Below are 15,454 nucleotides of genomic sequence, written 5' to 3'. Positions count from 1 at the left end.
GCTTGTTGGTGAGCATTGCTTTTAACTAGTAAAATTACCGACTTCAGGAGAGCGTATGCTGGCGTCTAAAGGCAAGAGATCGTTAGTAGCTTATCTATTGGCTTTGCGGCCCAAGCAGTGGACAAAAAACTTAGTTGTCTTTGCGGCTCCCCTCTTCTCACTTCAGTTAGACCCCATCACTCTGCTACAGACGCTACTGTCGTTTGGGCTGTTTTGCGGCATTTCTAGCGCCTTCTACCTGCTCAACGACATTGCCGATGTGGAGTCTGACCGCCGCCACCCCACCAAGTGTAAACGACCTATTGCCGCAGGATTGGTAAGCATTCCTGCGGCCCTCACCATGGCCGCTTTCTTGCTGGTCGGAACCGTTGCCATAGGTTGGATGCATGTCCCGCTCTTGGGCAGCACGCTCATCGCCTACGCGCTGATGCAGGTGGCTTACAACTTGCGGCTTAAGCACACAGTAATTCTCGATGTGATTTGTATCGCGTCAGGCTTTGTGCTCCGGGCCTGTGCCGGGGCTGCCGCTACCGGCATTACCGTGTCGGTTTGGTTTTTGCTCTGTACCGCGATGCTGGCTCTGTTTCTGGGAATTGAAAAGCGCAAGGCGGAGCTTCGGGTGGTGCAGCTCAAGGGTGGGCAAACTCGCCGGGTTCTATATCGCTATTCACAACCCCTCCTGACTCGGATGGAAGGTAGCGTCACCACCGGGGTGATGATGACATACGCCTTGTGGAGCGCCGGCCCAGCGGTTAACGGAGCCCCAACGCCCTGGATGATGCTTTCCTTCCCCTTTGTCATTTACGGCGTATTTCGCTATCAATTCCTCAGCGATCCTGAGGAAATTGGTCGTCGCGCCAATGGTACTGACCACGGCGGCAAAAGCGAACGACCTGAAGAGGTGTTACTTAGCGATCGCCCCATTGCCCTGACTGTCCTAGCCTGGATCGTGACGGTAGTGTTAGTGCTTTCCTTAAACGATAAAGGAATTTTGAATTAGAGCTAAAGCGCCTACAATCTCTCAACTTGTAGGAAAACAAGGCTAAAACCGTTTGAGACTTAATACAGACATAATTATGGCAAGACGGAAGCGATACACCCTCAAAGCGAAACAAATCAGTCAGATCGAAAGATTGGATCTGATGAGAAGAGGTATTCAGGGCATTATTGTGGACTTAGATAACACCATCGTTTCTGAAGATGACGTATATCTTTCTCCCCATTCTGAAGCTTGGATTCGTGATGCTCAAAAAGAAGGTTTTAGGCTATTCATTCTCTCTAATGGTAAACGAAAATACCGAGTGGACTACTGGTCTGCCCGATTAAATGTTCCTGCCCTTAGCCCTGCCCGTAAGCCGTTCCCTGCGAGCTTTCGTAGAGCCATGGCAAGCATGCAGCTCAAGCCTCACCAGGTGATCGTGATAGGCGACAGCTTTCATACAGATGTCCTAGGATCATTGTTAAGCAGCTGTTCTTGCATACAAGTGGCTAGTCTGCCCCACCCACCCCGCTGGTGGGAAAAGATCCTTGGTAAGTGGGTACAGATACCTTACCTGAATGCTGAAGAACTCTGGAGCGCAGATTGCGAGTATTCTTATCCCTAAAGCTTGAACATGCTAGGTACTAATGAATAATCCGTTTATTTTTGGTGTTTTAATAACATCTACTGTTGGGTTAAATACCTTGGCTCAAGTCTTACTCAAAATGGGTTCGGGTAAGGGTATCCCAAATTTTTATCTCCTGGGCGGCATTTTGGTCTACGGCATTAGTACCTTGATGTATATCTTGGTTCTAAGCAAGGTTAATTTATCCGTAGCCTATCCTGTGGTTATTGGCTTGACAGTCATTTCTACCACTATCTTTGGAGCTGCTTTTTTTCAAGAAAAAGTCAGTTCAATTGCCTGGTTGGGCATTGGATTAATGCTCAGTGGAATCTGGGCAATCGCTTTTGCACGAAATTAGCTTGAATGATAGGGGAGTTTATTGTAGCTTCCTAAGGTTCTTTTGATCTGTCTCTGGTAATTGCTTGTCAAATTATTTTGGAGTGCAAAATGATTCCGGCTTCATCATTTCCGGCTTCTGAGAAAGAGCATAAAAGAGGCTCTATTTTGAGGGGAGAGGTTCGCAAAGAAATTGCTTTAATTGCATTTCTTTTTTTGGTTTTTTTGATTGTAGCGACTCTCTTATCCGCACAACTTTTTCCTGTTTGGCTAGATGAAGTCCTGCTGACCGATCCAGCAGCCAATCTATGGCTAGGTAATGGTTTCACATCCTCTGCTTGGTACTATCAGGTTCAGGATGAATTTTGGGCTTGTAATTCTCCTCTATACCCGTTTTTGCTTTTCTTCTGGTTGAAGTTATTTGGCTTTGGGGTAACCTCGGCCCGTTCTTTAAACTACTTGCTTATTGTTGCTTCCATGGGTTTGATCTGGTGGGCAGTTTATCGCCTTGATCTGATCGTAACCATGCGCGATCGCTTGATTGCTGTGTTCCTGTTGCTTTTTAGTGCTGGAATTAGTTTTAGCTATCTTTCTGGCCGATATGATTGTCTGGCTATTCTTTTGTTTTCAGCTTTAATATTGACCTACAGTTTTCAGCCGTCACTCTGGCAAAAGGTTGCCTTCGCAAGTATCGGATTTCTGGTTCCCTTGTCGGGATTTCACTTGCTTCCCTACGCTGTGATAATGGCAGTTTTATTATTTATTTATCTTGGTCGTCCTGTAATTTATCCTGCTGTTGCAACCTTTGGGGGAATGATTATGGGAATTGCTTCCATGCTGTTGCTATATGCTCAGCAAGGAGTTTTAAAAGTCTTTGTGTCATCGCTGGGAGGGCATTCTCTTGTCGGTATAGAAACCCCCGTTGGAGATGCCAGTAATGCACAGAAAGCGATGTACGTCCTCTCTAATCTACTGCCTATCTTGGCAACGCGATTCTCAGGGATTGTTCGCTGGTATACCGGTGATAAAACATTTGTATTTCTCTATCTAGCAGCCCTTGTGCTGGCATGTATCCAGCTTTATTCAAAACGAATGCGGTTACGTTCTCCTCTAACTTTTGCCTTGCTCTCAGGCTTGGTAGTCCCTCTTCTTATGGGATTAGCTCGAGATTATCCTGCTTATTATGCATGGATGGCGCTGCTTCCCCTAACTTTGGGCATTGCGGCAACGCTGATTGAGTGGCGTGGAACATTGTTGCGCAGACCGGCCATGCTAGTAGTTGTGCTTTTGCTGATTGCGGCTATGATTCCCGGCTTGCCCACCCAGTTGGTACCAGCGTTTGCCAATTTAAAAAATCGTGATTATCAACGGGTAGAGCAATTTGTGCAAAACAATATTGCTCCTGATGAAGCCGTTTACAGTGACTTTGGGCCTTATTACGCAATTCGTAGACAAGTGAACTTTGTTTTGTTCCCAACATACCTAGATATGATGACGGAGGCGGATAAAACCAAGCTTTCAACGGCGTTGATCGACACTAAACAGTCTCATCATAACTACAAAGATATCGAGATATTTAACGCGTTGGGCGGTAGCTGGGAAGAAGCCGAGGAAAAATTGGACACAACGCAATTTAACCTGCGCATCTTTCGCCGCTCCTCTTAACAGGCTTGAATGTCTTCCCAGGAAGAATGCTGCTATGGGTTAGTCTGATGCGCTTGCCAAGCGGCTTCAAAAAAGGCGAGTTCGCACTCCATGGCATAGCGGTAGGTGGTCTGGTTGCTAGGGTTATCTGCTGTCTGATCGTCAATCAGCGCTTCGAGCTGCGCGGCCAGGGGTTCAAACTGGTCGCTGCTGTAGGTGTCAATCCAGGGGCTATAACGGTGGGTCGGTGGGTTGAGCTGCGCCAGAGACTGACCCAAAAAGGCGTAGAGCCGCATGCAGGGGGCCATCGCTACCGCCGTTGCTCCGGGCGTTTGCCCCCAAGCCGTGCTGAGCAAAAAATCGGTGTAGTGGCGGGTGGCAGCACCGGGCGCTACTGTAGCCAGATCGACGCCCCATTCTTGGGTGTAGCCGCCGTGCAGATTTAGCTCGGCCAGCACCCCATCGGCCAGCTGGTGGAACACTTGAAAGGCTTCCCAAGTAGTTGCTTTGGCGGCGGCGATGCTGTAGGCGCGGGCAAAGGCTTCGAGAAAAAAGGCGTCTTGCCCCACGTAGTAGGCAAACTTTTCCACTGGCAGGGTGCCGTCGCCAATACCCTGGACGAAGGGGTGGTGAAGGCAGGCGATCGCAAGGTCTTGATTAGCGTGCCAGAGGGTTTGGGAGAGGGCCATTGAGAGTGAATGGGTAGGGGGCAGGGAGATTGTTGAGTGAAAGAAGCAGGGACGCACGGCTTGCGTCCCGAAGGGAGGCTTAATTGCAAGCATGGCTATCGCCAAATCAGTTCTTACCCTGGCGTTGATGCTTGGGGAGGTAAGAGGGTCTGGGCTAAATCTAGAGAGAAGTAATAAGCGTTGTTGGCTTTGCCCCGCAGCACTTTGAAGGGCAGGTTGGGTTCGCCTAAGTGGTTGACCACCAGGCGAGCAGAGTCAAGGACGTGATAGCGGGTGTAGTCGTTGATGGTGACGACGGTGGTTAGCCCGGCGGCGGTGGCAGCCTCTAGCCCCTGCTGGCTGTCTTCGATCACCAGGCAGTTATTGGGGTTGAGAGCCATGGCATTGATGATGAGTTCGTAGATGTCGGGGGCGGGTTTTTTGGTGGGCACCATGTCTCCGGCCGCGATCATCTCAAACCAGCTGGGTGAGTCTGGCCCTAGCAGGTGTTCGAGCAGAGGGATGACGCTGTCTTTGGCGCTGGTGGTAGCGATCGCCAACCGCACCCCCTGCCGCTGGGCCGCCACGATCAGCCGCCGCACCCCCGGCCGCAGCGGTATCACATGGTTTTCGACCAGAGCTTGAAAGTGTTTGGCTTTAGCCTCGTGCAGGGCAACCACCAGTTCGTCAATATCCTCAGCTTCAAATTTAGGCTGGTAGCGCTGAATGTAGTGGCGAATCCGCTCTTTACCCCCCGCTACTCGCAGCAGCTGCCCGTAGAGACCTACAGGCCAATGCCAGAGCAGACCAAACTCCTGAAACGCCTGATTGAAGGCAACTCGGTGGCCGTCGCGCTCGGTTTCGGCCAGGGTGCCATCGACATCAAAAATTAACGCCTCAAGGGTTTTCATCGCGGCACAGAACAGGGGGCAGAGATACAGAGTAAGCGATCGCAACGATAAACCAAATCTATGTTTAGAAGGACCAAGTCCAGAAGGGGAATTTCGTCGGTCAGAAAACTCTACCTATAAGCTGAACTTGTCGATAGAACCCGAGAAAACTGCCCAATTCTAGCCAAGAAGCCAGCCGTTTCACCGTAGGATGAAGAGGCGACCTGCGCTGGGTATATAGCCTTGGGCAGGCTCTAGGGTGGGCGATCGCCTGGCCCCGAACAGGCTGTTGTCAACGGTTACGAAAGGCATGGATATCAAACAAGGTTTTGTCGCGACAGTTGGCAACACCCCCCTCATTCGCCTCAGCAGCGTTAGCGAGGCCACAGGCTGCGACATTCTGGGCAAAGCAGAGTTTCTCAACCCCGGTGGTTCGGTCAAAGATCGGGCTGCACTCTACATTGTTAAAGACGCCGAGAGCAAGGGGTTGCTCAAGCCCGGCGGCACCGTCGTGGAAGGTACCGCTGGCAACACCGGCATTGGCATGGCCCATATCTGCAATGCTAAGGGCTACCGCTGCCTTATCGTCATCCCCGACACCCAGTCCCAGGAAAAAATTGACCTGCTGCGCACCCTGGGTGCTGAAGTACGCACCGTACCCGCTGTGCCCTACCGCGACCCCAACAACTACGTGAAGCTCTCAGGTCGCCTGGCGGCGGAGCTCGACAACGCCGTCTGGGCTAACCAGTTCGACAATCTCGCTAACCGCCTGGCCCACTACGAAACTACCGGCCCCGAAATCTGGGCGCAGACCGAGGGCACCATTGACGGCTGGGTGGCGGCTACGGGCACTGGTGGTACCTACGCCGGCGTAGCTATGTTCCTCAAAGAGAAAAACCCCAGCATTCGCTGCGTGGTGGCTGACCCAATGGGCAGCGGTCTCTATAGCCATATCAAAACCGGCGAAGTTCACATCGAGGGTAGCTCAATCACCGAGGGCATCGGCAACAGCCGCATCACCGCCAACATGGAGGGGGCACCCATCGACGACGCCATCCAAATCGAAGACCCAGAGGCGCTGCGCACCCTCTATCAGCTGCTCTATAAGGACGGCCTGTTCATGGGTGGTTCGGTGGGTATCAACGTAGCGGCGGCGGTAAAACTGGCCCAACAGCTCGGCCCCGGCCACAAAATTGTTACTGTGCTGTGCGATGGCGGCTCCCGCTACCAGTCGCGCATCTACAGCCGCCCCTGGCTAGAAGAAAAAGGGTTGTGGTCTGAGGATCTTGCCCCCGCCATGCCCTAGGGGAGCGCCTTTGAAATAGCTGAATCCGTCGTCTGTTGTCTCTACGACCAACCGTCTACCCAAGGCGGATGGTTGCAAAATAGATCGACTACACTAGGACAGGTCTAGCGGGTACGTTTAGGGCGACTTTGCCCTAGGGGGCAGCGGGGCCTAATCTCTCTGTATTTTCGGGGACACATCTGTGACCGACCAGTCTGACAAATCTTCGCTGCCGCCCGAGTCTTCCCTAAATTCAGGTTTGACTCAAAAGCAGCAGGCCTCCCAGCCCAATCCCTGGGTGGAAGGGCTGCAAACCATTGGGCTGAGCGTGGTGTTGGCCCTGGGCATCCGACATTTTGTGGCAGAGGCGCGCTACATTCCCTCAGGCTCAATGGAGCCTACGCTGCAAATTAACGATCGCCTCGTGATCGAGAAGATTAGCTACTACCTCAATCCCCCCGAACATGGGGACGTTGTGGTGTTTTGGCCGCCCGATAGCCTCACGCCCCCAGGAAAGCGCCGAGACGCGTATATCAAGCGCATCATTGGTCTGCCGGGCGACGTGGTCGAGGTGCGCGATGGCGAGGTGATTCGCAATGACGAGGTGCTGACTGAGCCCTACATTAAATCTGCGCCCGATTACCAGTGGGGGCCTGAAGAAGTGCCAGATGCCTCTTATCTGGTGCTGGGCGACAACCGCAACAGCAGCTACGATAGTCACGCCTGGGGGTTTGTGCCCCAGGAAAATATCATTGGCAAAGCAGTAGTGCGGTTTTGGCCTCCCGATCGCCTGGGCCTGCTCGACGATTGATTGGGCAATCTTTAAGTGCAGGGGCAAACCAGATGCTTAAAACTTCTGGGTCTTACTCAGGGAACCCTAACATAGCAGTCTAGGATGTTAGCTTGGGCTTTTGGGTTTGCAAGGGGCCTTGGTTTAGCTTTTTCCTGGCGCTGCTATCCTTAGTATCTGTCGGGTTTAGTCTACAGCCTTTTATCTAGAGGCTAGCGCGCCGATTGTTGCTGTTATCTCATGGGCCTCTTAGTGGGCTGATGCTTCAGTTTTTGTATGACTTTTACCCCTGTAGACCAACCGCCCTTTGCCATTACTACGCCGCTGTATTACGTCAATGGCTTACCCCACATCGGCAGCGCCTACACTACCATTGCCGCCGACGTAGTGGCCCGATTTTATCGGCTGATGGGACATCCGGTGCTGATGATTACCGGCACCGATGAACACGGCCAAAAAATTCAGCGCACCGCCGAAGAGCGCGGTGTCTCACCCCAAGAGCATTGCGACGAGTTTGTGGCCGGGTTTGAGCGTCTGTGGGGGCTGCTAAACATCGACTGCGATCGCTTCATTCGCACCACTGCCCCCCGCCACAACACCATTGTCAACGAGTTTTTTCAGCGCCTGTGGGATCAGGGGGATATCTATAAGGGCCAGCAGCAGGGCTGGTACTGTGTGTCCTGCGAAGAGTTTAAAGAAGAGCGCGATCTGCTGCCCAACCAGCACTGCGCCATTCACACCAACAAGCCAGTAGAGTGGCGTGACGAGTCAAACTACTTTTTCAAGCTGTCGAGATATCAAGATCAGCTAGAACATCTCTACGCTAGTCAGCCTGACTTTATTCAGCCCGAGGCCCGTCGCAATGAGGTGCTGGGCTTTGTGAAACAGGGGCTGCAAGACTTCTCAATTTCGCGTATCAACCTCGACTGGGGTTTTCCGGTACCGACCGATCCCGATCAAACACTCTACGTCTGGTTTGACGCGTTACTAGGCTACCTAACGGCTTTGCAAGACCCCAGCGAACCACCGAGCCTGGAGCGGGCCGTGGCTAAGTGGTGGCCGATTAATATTCACCTGACAGGAAAAGATATTCTGCGGTTTCACGCCATCTCCTGGCCAGCCATGCTGATGTCGGCGGGGCTGCCGCTGCCAGGGCGGGTGTTTAGCCACGGATTCTTGACTAAAGACGGCCAAAAAATGGGCAAGAGCCAGGGCAACACCTTAGATCCGGTGGCGCTGGTGGAAACCTATGGCCCCGATGCGGTGCGCTACTACTTTCTGCGCGAAATCGAGTTTGGCAAAGATGGCGATTTTAACGAAACCCGCTTCATCAATGTGCTGAATGCTGATCTGGCCAACGATCTGGGTAATTTGCTCAACCGCACCCTCAAAATGGCCGGGCGCTACTGTGATGGCCATGTGCCTGATGTTGATCCCCAAAGCATTGCGGCTGACCATCCCCTGCGGGCGATCGGCACATCGCTGCCTAAAACCGTCTTTGAGGCCTATACTCACCTGGCCTTTAGCCAGGCCTGTACCGCGATTTTGGCGCTAGTGCAGGCCAGCAACAAGTTCCTTGATGAGCAAGCTCCCTGGAGTCTCTACAAACAGGGCAAACAGGCCGAAACCGAAGCCGTTCTCTACGCGGTATTGGAGTCGGTACGACAGGCTGCCTATCTGCTGTCGCCGATGATCCCTGGCATTAGCAACCAAATTTATACTCAGCTAGGCTTTGCTATAGATTTTGACGACAAAGCCATCGGCCAGCAGATTAGCTATGCCGACCATGCTGCCTGGGGCTATTTGCCCCCTGCTCAAATTTTGGGAGAAGCCTCCCCCGTATTTCAGCGCCTGGAGCTGCCCGAACCCGTGAGCAGCCCCTAGCCTAAAACCGCTCCAGCTCGTTTTACGTTTGTTTTTAGCTCGTTTGTTTTCAACTCGATTTAACACCACCCCAATAAAAACCCATGTTAGATAGTCACAGCCATTCCTTAAATAACCACTCTTTACTGGGTGAAGACGGCATATTCACTCCTGAGCAAGTGCTCGACAACCGGGGCAGGGTAGCCATCTTCATCGATGGTTCGAATCTGTTCTATGCGGCCCTGCAATTGGGCATTGAGATCGATTACACCAAGCTGCTGTGCAAGCTCACGGCTGGCTCGCGGCTGTTTCGCTCGTTTTTCTATACCGGGGTAGACCGCACTAACGAAAAGCAGCAGGGCTTTTTGCTGTGGATGCGGCGCAACGGCTACCGAGTGATTGCCAAAGACCTGGTGCAGTTGCCCGATGGCTCGAAGAAAGCCAATCTAGACGTTGAAATAGCTGTGGATTTGGTGGCCTTAGTCAGCTACTATGACACCGCTGTGCTGGTCAGCGGCGACGGCGACTTGGCCTATGCTGCCGATGCCGCTAGCTATCGGGGGGCGCGGATTGAGGTGGTGAGTCTGCGATCGATGACCAGCGACAGCCTGATCAATGTGGCCGATCGCTACATCGATCTCGAAGGGGTCAAAGACGACATTAGAAAAATGCCCCGCAACTCTGCAAATCACAGCTACACCTATCGCCCCCTGTCTAACCTAGCTGCTGCCGACGAGCCGGTAGACGACAGCCTAACAGTCAGCGAGTAGGGTTTAACAGGCGCAGCACCATGGCACGATGGCGGCGGTTCATAATTAGCGGGGCTGCGATCGCAGCTTTAGCCGTGGGGTTGTATAGCCTGATCGGTCCTGGGTTTGGTCCAGAGCCGAATGCTGAAGGCCCAGCCGCTGGAGATCCAGCACCGGGCCTAACCCTGCGGGATGTCACTCTGGAGCAGCCCGATGAACAGGGGCAACTGCTCTGGCGGGTTAGGGGTAAGGAGGTGACCTACAGCCCTGATCAGCAGGTAGCGTTTATTACCCGTCCTGATGGCGACCTGTTTCAGGACGGCGAAGTTATCTACCAAGTGGTGGCCGATACTGGCGAGGTGCGCGAAAACGGCAGCGTAATTTTGCTGCGCGGCAATATTGTGGCCACTGGCGTTAAGAATGGCTCTGTGCTGCGGGGCAACGAGATGGAGTGGCGTCCCGAGAACGATGTGCTGATTATGCGCGATCAAATTACCGGTACTCACCCGCAGCTGAGGGCTGTGGCCGACGAAGCGCGGGTGTTTAACCGCGAAAACCGTATGGAGCTAGCCGGTAACGTGGTGGCCAGTACGGTGGTTGCCGATTCTAAAACCGAGCCCTGGCTGAAGCTTCGGGCCCAGGAACTAGCCTGGTTTTGGGAGGAAGAGCGCATCGACAGTGCCCAGCCCCTGCGGGTAGAGCAGTTTAAGCAAAACGCAATTACCGATGTGGTAGTTGGCCAGCGCGGCACGGTAAACCTAGCTACGCAGCTGGTGAACCTGCGCGGGCAGGTAGCCATGCAGATGCTAGATATTCCGCTCAATATGGCCAGCGAGGCTCTGGATTGGCAGGTGGCCGAAGAGCAGGTGACCGTCAACCAGCCCCTCACCCTAATCCATCCCGAAAATAAAATCAGAGTTACTGCCCGCCAGGGCCGCATGGATTTGGCGGCGCAGCAAATTTTTCTCTCCCAGGATGTGGTGGCCGTGGGCGAAGCTAATCAAGCCCGCATGACCAGCGATCGCCTCAACTGGAACGTAGACACCCAGACTCTGGTTGCCGAGGGTGGCGTTAACTATCGCCAGGTCAACCCCAACGTCAATCTCAATGGCGCGCGCGCCGTGGGGCGCATTGATGATCAGACCATAGTGGTTGACGGGGGCCGCGTTGTGACCGAGATAGTGCCGAATTAGGAAATGGGATGTGGGGTGTCAGGGGGCAGGTGTAGGGTGTAGGGTGTGCGGTACAAGGTGTTAGGCCGAGTTGAAACCCTATATCTAATCCCCAATACCCTTCATCCCTAAGAAAACTTCCATGTCTCTGACCTGTCAATCCCTCTTGCAAGCCCACCCTACCCCCTGGCACAGCGCCACCACCCACCCGTTTTTGACGGGCTGCCAGCGCGGCACGCTGCACCTCACTCAGTTCAACACCTGGCTGGTGCAGGATTTTTTGTTTGTCAAGGACTTTACCCGGATGGTGGGGCGGTTGCTGGGGGCGGCCCCCGATAGCGACATCGATGGGCTGCTGGCGGGGCTCGGTGCCCTGAAAGACGAGCTGTTGTGGTTTGAGGCTAAAGCCGCCGAGCGATCGCTCAACCTATCGACCTCACCCCAGCTTACCTGCCAGCGCTACTGTGAGTTTATGGCCAGCCTGGCCGCGCAGTCCTACGCGGTGCAGGCCACCGCTCTGTGGGCGATCGAGTATGCCTACAATCAGGGCTGGCAGCTGCCCGGCCCCATGCCCGAGCCCTACACCGAGTTCGCCGATCGCTGGGGCAACCCCGGCTTTACTGACTACGTGCATCTGCTGGCCGCCCAAGCTGATGCGGCCCTGGCCACGGCTAGCTCAGAGGTGCAGGCCCAGGCCGAAGCCACCTTTTTGCAGGTGGCTGACCTCGAAGCGGCCTTTTGGCAAATGGCCTTTACCGCTGCCGAGCCTGTTCCCTAAGTTGTTTGGCCCTATGCTCTGGAGTTCATTTGGCGATCGCGCTCCTGGGGGCGATCGCCCTAAACTGTGCCTAACTGGGGTTGTTTTTAAAGTAGGTTGCGGTTAATCCTAGAGGGCAATATTCTCTGGGGAAGGCTGTGACCTACGACTTCGATTTGCTGGTAATTGGTGGAGGCTCTGGCGGTATAGCGGCGGCGCGGCGGGCTGCTAGCCATGGTGCCCGAGTGGGTCTAGCGGAGGCGAGGCAGCTGGGTGGCACCTGCGTCAATCGCGGGTGCTTGCCCAAAAAGTTGATGGTGTATGCCGCTCAGTTTGCAGAACAGTCCGAAGTGGCTACCAGCTATGGCTGGGTCCTTGGCCAGCAGCAGTTTGACTGGCCCACCCTAATCAATGCCGTTGATCAGGAAGTAGATCGCCTCAGGGTTGTCTATCAAGACCTGCTCGACAAATCAGGCGTAGAGATTTTTCACCACCAGGCGCAGTTCGTCGATGAGCACACCCTAGCTATGGGCGAAACTACCGTCACCGCCGCCAAAATTTTGATTGCTGCTGGCGGTCAGCCCACCCGGCCCAACAATATTTCTGGTATTGAGCACGCTATTACCTCCGACGATATCTTTCATCTGCCCCACCAGCCAAAGCGCATAGTGATTATTGGCGGCGGCTATATCGGCTGTGAATTTGCCAGTATTCTCAATGGGTTAGGCACCGAAGTTACCCAGATCATTCACGGCGACAAAATACTGAGCGGCTTTGATGACGACCTGCGCCATGAAATTCACGGGGCGATGCAGCGGCGCGGTATCACCATGGTGACCAACAGCGAGCAGATCGCGATCGCCCCCGGCGAGTCAGGCTTAACCCTGACCGTAACTACCGAGCAGGGGCAAAAGACCGTGCTCAGCGATGCGGTGAGTTTGGCGGCCACCGGGCGCAACCCTAACGTGAAGGGTTTGGGGCTAGAGAATACCGGTGTTACCCTCAATCAGGGGGCGATCGCCGTTGATGCTCACTATCGCACCACCGTCCCCCACATCTTTGCCATTGGGGACATTATCGATCGCGTTACCCTCACCCCGGTAGCGATCAGGGAGGGCCGCCTATTTGCTGACGCCGAATTTGACCACCAACCCGCCACCCTCGACTACGACACCATTCCCACCGCTGTGTTTACCACGCCTGAACTGGGTAGCGTTGGCTTCACTGAAGCAGAAGCCAAGAAGAAGTTTGGCAAAGACGACGTTCAAACCTATTGCTCCCGCTTTCAGCCTCTGTACTACAGACCCTCTGACCGAGAGCCCCAGGGCTTGATTAAGCTAGTGGTGCAAAAATCCACTGACCGAGTGCTAGGAGCGCACATGGTAGGCAACCACGCCGCCGAGCTGATGCAGGGCGTTGCGATCGCCGTGACCATGGGTGCCACCAAAGCCGATTTTGACACCACCCTGGCGATTCACCCCACCACCGCAGAGGAGTTTATCGGCCTGGGATAAGGTTGGGGAGGAAGGTGGAGAGGCAAGTTTTGAATGTTTAGGTTTAAGTTTTGAGTTTTTGCTGCATACCAAGCATTCAACACTCAAAATTCAAAACTTAAAACTTCCCTCACCCCTATCTCCTAATCAGACAGCCGTTTGTACTACCCTTCCCCATCTAATCGCCCTCCACCTGCGCTCCAGCCCGGTGGTGCACCACGGCCTGGCGAAACCCCAGCACCACAAGAATGTTTGACAGCGTCAAAAACGCCTCTGCGCTGCCGTGGAGCCAGTCCACGTTGGCCAGCTCTTCCCCGAGTCCCACCTTGGCATAAATGCCTGCCGGAATGGTCACCGCCACAAACACCAGCAGCGCGTAGAAGCCAGTCAGCGCCAGCCGCGGCGTCTCCTGGGTACGGGTCATAAACCAGAGAAACCCCAGGTAGGGGAATAGAGACATGGCGAAGAGGGTGTTTTTGTCGAGCATGGTGGGGAGTAGATGGTTAGGTGAGGGGATGGGGGATGAGGAGTCGAGGGAGGTAATGAGGTGGGAAGACAAACCTCTGGCCAAAATTTGCCGTCTGAACTCTAAAAATTCACTTGGGGCTGGCAGTCGAAATGCTGCTTTGCCGCCGGATCCACCAGGCGGCGAGGCATAGGGTGCAGTTGCCGACCACGGTCATTGCGGCCTGTAGGGTGACTAACCAGGCTAGCCCAGGGGCATTGTCGAACAGGTGCCAGGTGCAGGCGGCCATGGCGCTCACCAGGGCAGGAAACATGCCGATCGCTAGCCAGCGCCACACTAGCCGCTGAGTCACGGTGGCAAATTGCCAAATAAACCACATTGCCACCATCCACTCCAGCACACTCGAAATATGGATCATCCAGGTGGGCAGCGAGAGAGCGTGCATGGGGTTCAGGGCGTAACAACAGCCTCTATTGTAGAGAGGTCGGCGTATGGCGTATAGCGGTTTAACCCACAGGTTAGCTAGGGGCAGGCGAGTATGCGAGCGGTTTTGTGTGGCTACTATGGCATGGGCAACGGCGGCGACGAGGCCCTGCTAGCTACCCTGCTGCAAATGCTGCCTGCGGGGATAACGCCCGTGGTGCTGTCGGGCAACCCCATCGAAACTGCCCAGCGCTACGGTGTTGAAGCTGTGCCCCGCAAGGCACTGGGGCCGGTCATTCGTGCGTTGCGGGGGGCCGATGTGCTGATTTGGGGCGGCGGCAGTCTGCTGCAAGATGCCACCAGTCTGCAAAACCCTATTTACTACGGCGGGTTGATGGTGCTGGCCCAGTGGTTGGGGCTGAAAACTATTGCCTGGGGTCAGGGCATTGGCCCTCTCAGCCATCCCCTCAGTCAAGGGCTGGGCCGTTATGCCCTGGGCCACTGCACTGCCGTCAGCGTGCGAGACAATGGCTCGGCAGCCTGGCTCGCCCGCTGGCATGTGCCGGGTGTGCAAGCCCCAGACCCGGTGTGGGCCTTGGAGGCCGCGCCAGTAGACGGACTGTGGAACCTGCCCGCCCCTCGGGTGGCCGTTGCCCTGCGCCCCCACCCCTGGCTGACCGAAAGCCGTCTAGACCAGTTCACTCAGGCTTTGGCCTCGTTTCAAAAGGCTACCCAGACCTGCCTGCTGCTGGTGCCCTTTCAGCCGATCAAAGACTTGCCCATTGCCGAATATATTCAGCCACGGCTGCCTGGCCCTAGCCACATCTATGCCTTGGCTGACCCACACCAGCTCAAAGGGCTGTTTCGCGGCGTCGAGATGACTTTGGGCATGCGACTGCACGCGCTGATTATGGCGGCGGCGGAGGGCTGTCGCTGTTTTGGGCTGAGCTACGACCCCAAAGTTAGTAACCTGATGGCCGACCTCGATCTGCCGGGGTTTGATCTCAACCCGCAAGCGGTAAGCCACCGCTGGCCAGACAGCCCTGAGCAAATAACCCAAACCTGGCTAGAGGTCTATGCCAACGGCGATCCGCTGTCGCCTGAACAAATTAGTTCGCGGGTGGATCGCGCCCTTATGCACCAAGACCTGCTGCGGGACGTGCTATCGCCGTAATTTTTGCCTTAGTAAGGTTTGGGCCGATCGCAAAGCCCTGATTTTGCCGTTGGGGTTTACAGGTTGAACTGCTCAAACGGTTCAACCTGTAAACCTGCTTTGAATTGCCCCGGCTAGGAAGGCTCGTTTGAACGCGATCG

At 54.6% G+C, this 15,454-nt stretch carries 16 protein-coding genes; 12 read left to right on the top strand and 4 right to left on the bottom strand.

Features of this window, described 5'->3' with window-relative positions; all coding sequences use genetic code 11:
* The first annotated feature begins 55 nt into the window (after positions 1–55).
* The 4 genes from H6F57_RS05610 to H6F57_RS05595 all read left to right on the top strand — a co-directional run bounded on the left by H6F57_RS05610 (position 56) and on the right by H6F57_RS05595 (position 3,605).
* Positions 56–1,000: a decaprenyl-phosphate phosphoribosyltransferase gene (locus H6F57_RS05610; RefSeq protein ID WP_190627778.1), complete on the top strand. Its 945-nt coding sequence runs from the start codon at positions 56–58 to the stop codon at positions 998–1,000.
* Between the two features lie 76 nt (positions 1,001–1,076).
* A complete protein-coding gene (locus H6F57_RS05605) occupies positions 1,077–1,604 on the top strand; it encodes a YqeG family HAD IIIA-type phosphatase (protein ID WP_190627780.1) in 528 nt (175 codons plus the stop codon).
* Positions 1,605–1,626: 22 nt separating this feature from the next.
* Entirely contained in the window at positions 1,627–1,962 is a 336-nt protein-coding gene (locus tag H6F57_RS05600; RefSeq protein WP_190627782.1) for an SMR family transporter, read from the top strand.
* Positions 1,963–2,051: 89 nt separating this feature from the next.
* The gene (locus H6F57_RS05595) at positions 2,052–3,605 is read left to right on the top strand and encodes a hypothetical protein (protein ID WP_190627783.1); all 1,554 of its coding nucleotides are present in this window, start codon (positions 2,052–2,054) and stop codon (positions 3,603–3,605) included.
* Between the two features lie 32 nt (positions 3,606–3,637).
* Here H6F57_RS05595 and H6F57_RS05590 read toward each other — a convergent pair whose 3' ends face one another.
* Positions 3,638–4,273, bottom strand: a complete 636-nt coding sequence (locus H6F57_RS05590; protein ID WP_190627785.1) for a TenA family protein — start codon at positions 4,271–4,273, stop codon at positions 3,638–3,640.
* Positions 4,274–4,386: 113 nt separating this feature from the next.
* Positions 4,387–5,163 carry an HAD-IA family hydrolase gene (locus H6F57_RS05585; protein WP_190627787.1) on the bottom strand — a complete coding sequence of 259 codons (777 nt, stop codon included), beginning with the start codon at positions 5,161–5,163 and terminating at the stop codon, positions 4,387–4,389.
* A 289-nt stretch (positions 5,164–5,452) separates the two neighbouring features.
* Between H6F57_RS05585 and H6F57_RS05580 the strand changes: the two genes are divergently transcribed.
* The 7 genes from H6F57_RS05580 to gorA all read left to right on the top strand — a co-directional run bounded on the left by H6F57_RS05580 (position 5,453) and on the right by gorA (position 13,272).
* Positions 5,453–6,448, top strand: coding sequence for a cysteine synthase A (locus H6F57_RS05580; protein ID WP_190627790.1), 996 nt, complete (start codon positions 5,453–5,455; stop codon positions 6,446–6,448).
* 238 nt (positions 6,449–6,686) lie between these two features.
* Positions 6,687–7,238: a signal peptidase I gene (gene lepB, locus H6F57_RS05575; protein WP_199294697.1), complete on the top strand. Its 552-nt coding sequence runs from the start codon at positions 6,687–6,689 to the stop codon at positions 7,236–7,238.
* Between the two features lie 255 nt (positions 7,239–7,493).
* Positions 7,494–9,101 (top strand): methionine--tRNA ligase, encoded by a 1,608-nt coding sequence (metG, locus tag H6F57_RS05570; RefSeq protein WP_190627793.1) that lies wholly within the window; start codon positions 7,494–7,496, stop codon positions 9,099–9,101.
* An 83-nt stretch (positions 9,102–9,184) separates the two neighbouring features.
* A complete protein-coding gene (locus H6F57_RS05565) occupies positions 9,185–9,850 on the top strand; it encodes an NYN domain-containing protein (RefSeq protein ID WP_190627795.1) in 666 nt (221 codons plus the stop codon).
* Positions 9,851–9,870: 20 nt separating this feature from the next.
* On the top strand, positions 9,871–11,022 hold the full coding sequence (gene lptC, locus H6F57_RS05560; RefSeq protein ID WP_190627805.1) for an LPS export ABC transporter periplasmic protein LptC: 1,152 nt from the start codon (positions 9,871–9,873) through the stop codon (positions 11,020–11,022).
* A 121-nt stretch (positions 11,023–11,143) separates the two neighbouring features.
* Positions 11,144–11,779 (top strand): TenA family transcriptional regulator, encoded by a 636-nt coding sequence (locus H6F57_RS05555; protein WP_190627807.1) that lies wholly within the window; start codon positions 11,144–11,146, stop codon positions 11,777–11,779.
* Positions 11,780–11,916: 137 nt separating this feature from the next.
* On the top strand, positions 11,917–13,272 hold the full coding sequence (gene gorA, locus H6F57_RS05550) for a glutathione-disulfide reductase (protein WP_190627809.1): 1,356 nt from the start codon (positions 11,917–11,919) through the stop codon (positions 13,270–13,272).
* A 157-nt stretch (positions 13,273–13,429) separates the two neighbouring features.
* On the opposite strand, the gene H6F57_RS05545 is transcribed toward gorA, so the two are convergent.
* Both H6F57_RS05545 and H6F57_RS05540 read right to left on the bottom strand, forming a co-directional pair.
* Positions 13,430–13,738, bottom strand: coding sequence for a DUF3593 domain-containing protein (locus H6F57_RS05545; protein ID WP_190628100.1), 309 nt, complete (start codon positions 13,736–13,738; stop codon positions 13,430–13,432).
* Between the two features lie 109 nt (positions 13,739–13,847).
* Positions 13,848–14,162, bottom strand: coding sequence for a DUF2499 domain-containing protein (locus tag H6F57_RS05540; RefSeq protein WP_190627811.1), 315 nt, complete (start codon positions 14,160–14,162; stop codon positions 13,848–13,850).
* Between the two features lie 93 nt (positions 14,163–14,255).
* On the opposite strand from H6F57_RS05540, the gene csaB reads away from it, so the two are divergent.
* Positions 14,256–15,314 carry a polysaccharide pyruvyl transferase CsaB gene (gene csaB / locus H6F57_RS05535; RefSeq protein ID WP_190627812.1) on the top strand — a complete coding sequence of 353 codons (1,059 nt, stop codon included), beginning with the start codon at positions 14,256–14,258 and terminating at the stop codon, positions 15,312–15,314.
* The last annotated feature ends 140 nt before the right edge of the window (positions 15,315–15,454 follow it).

Source organism: Leptolyngbya sp. FACHB-60, assembly GCF_014695775.1.
GTDB lineage: Bacteria > Cyanobacteriota > Cyanobacteriia > Phormidesmidales > Phormidesmidaceae > Nodosilinea.
Note: the sequence above shows the minus strand (reverse complement) of the source record. Positions and strands in the feature narration are given on the sequence as shown.

Excerpts from the sequence above, each read along its gene's own strand:
- H6F57_RS05610 (WP_190627778.1), top strand. The coding sequence starts at position 56 with ATGCTGGCGTCTAAAGGCAAGAGATCGTTAGTAGCTTATCTATTGGCT.
- H6F57_RS05605 (WP_190627780.1), top strand. The coding sequence starts at position 1,077 with ATGGCAAGACGGAAGCGATACACCCTCAAAGCGAAACAAATCAGTCAG.
- H6F57_RS05600 (WP_190627782.1), top strand. The coding sequence starts at position 1,627 with ATGAATAATCCGTTTATTTTTGGTGTTTTAATAACATCTACTGTTGGG.
- H6F57_RS05595 (WP_190627783.1), top strand. The coding sequence starts at position 2,052 with ATGATTCCGGCTTCATCATTTCCGGCTTCTGAGAAAGAGCATAAAAGA.
- H6F57_RS05590 (WP_190627785.1), bottom strand. The coding sequence starts at position 4,273 with ATGGCCCTCTCCCAAACCCTCTGGCACGCTAATCAAGACCTTGCGATC.
- H6F57_RS05585 (WP_190627787.1), bottom strand. The coding sequence starts at position 5,163 with ATGAAAACCCTTGAGGCGTTAATTTTTGATGTCGATGGCACCCTGGCC.
- H6F57_RS05580 (WP_190627790.1), top strand. The coding sequence starts at position 5,453 with ATGGATATCAAACAAGGTTTTGTCGCGACAGTTGGCAACACCCCCCTC.
- metG (WP_190627793.1), top strand. The coding sequence starts at position 7,494 with ATGACTTTTACCCCTGTAGACCAACCGCCCTTTGCCATTACTACGCCG.
- H6F57_RS05565 (WP_190627795.1), top strand. The coding sequence starts at position 9,185 with ATGTTAGATAGTCACAGCCATTCCTTAAATAACCACTCTTTACTGGGT.
- lptC (WP_190627805.1), top strand. The coding sequence starts at position 9,871 with ATGGCACGATGGCGGCGGTTCATAATTAGCGGGGCTGCGATCGCAGCT.
- H6F57_RS05555 (WP_190627807.1), top strand. The coding sequence starts at position 11,144 with ATGTCTCTGACCTGTCAATCCCTCTTGCAAGCCCACCCTACCCCCTGG.
- H6F57_RS05545 (WP_190628100.1), bottom strand. The coding sequence starts at position 13,738 with ATGCTCGACAAAAACACCCTCTTCGCCATGTCTCTATTCCCCTACCTG.
- H6F57_RS05540 (WP_190627811.1), bottom strand. The coding sequence starts at position 14,162 with ATGCACGCTCTCTCGCTGCCCACCTGGATGATCCATATTTCGAGTGTG.
- csaB (WP_190627812.1), top strand. The coding sequence starts at position 14,256 with ATGCGAGCGGTTTTGTGTGGCTACTATGGCATGGGCAACGGCGGCGAC.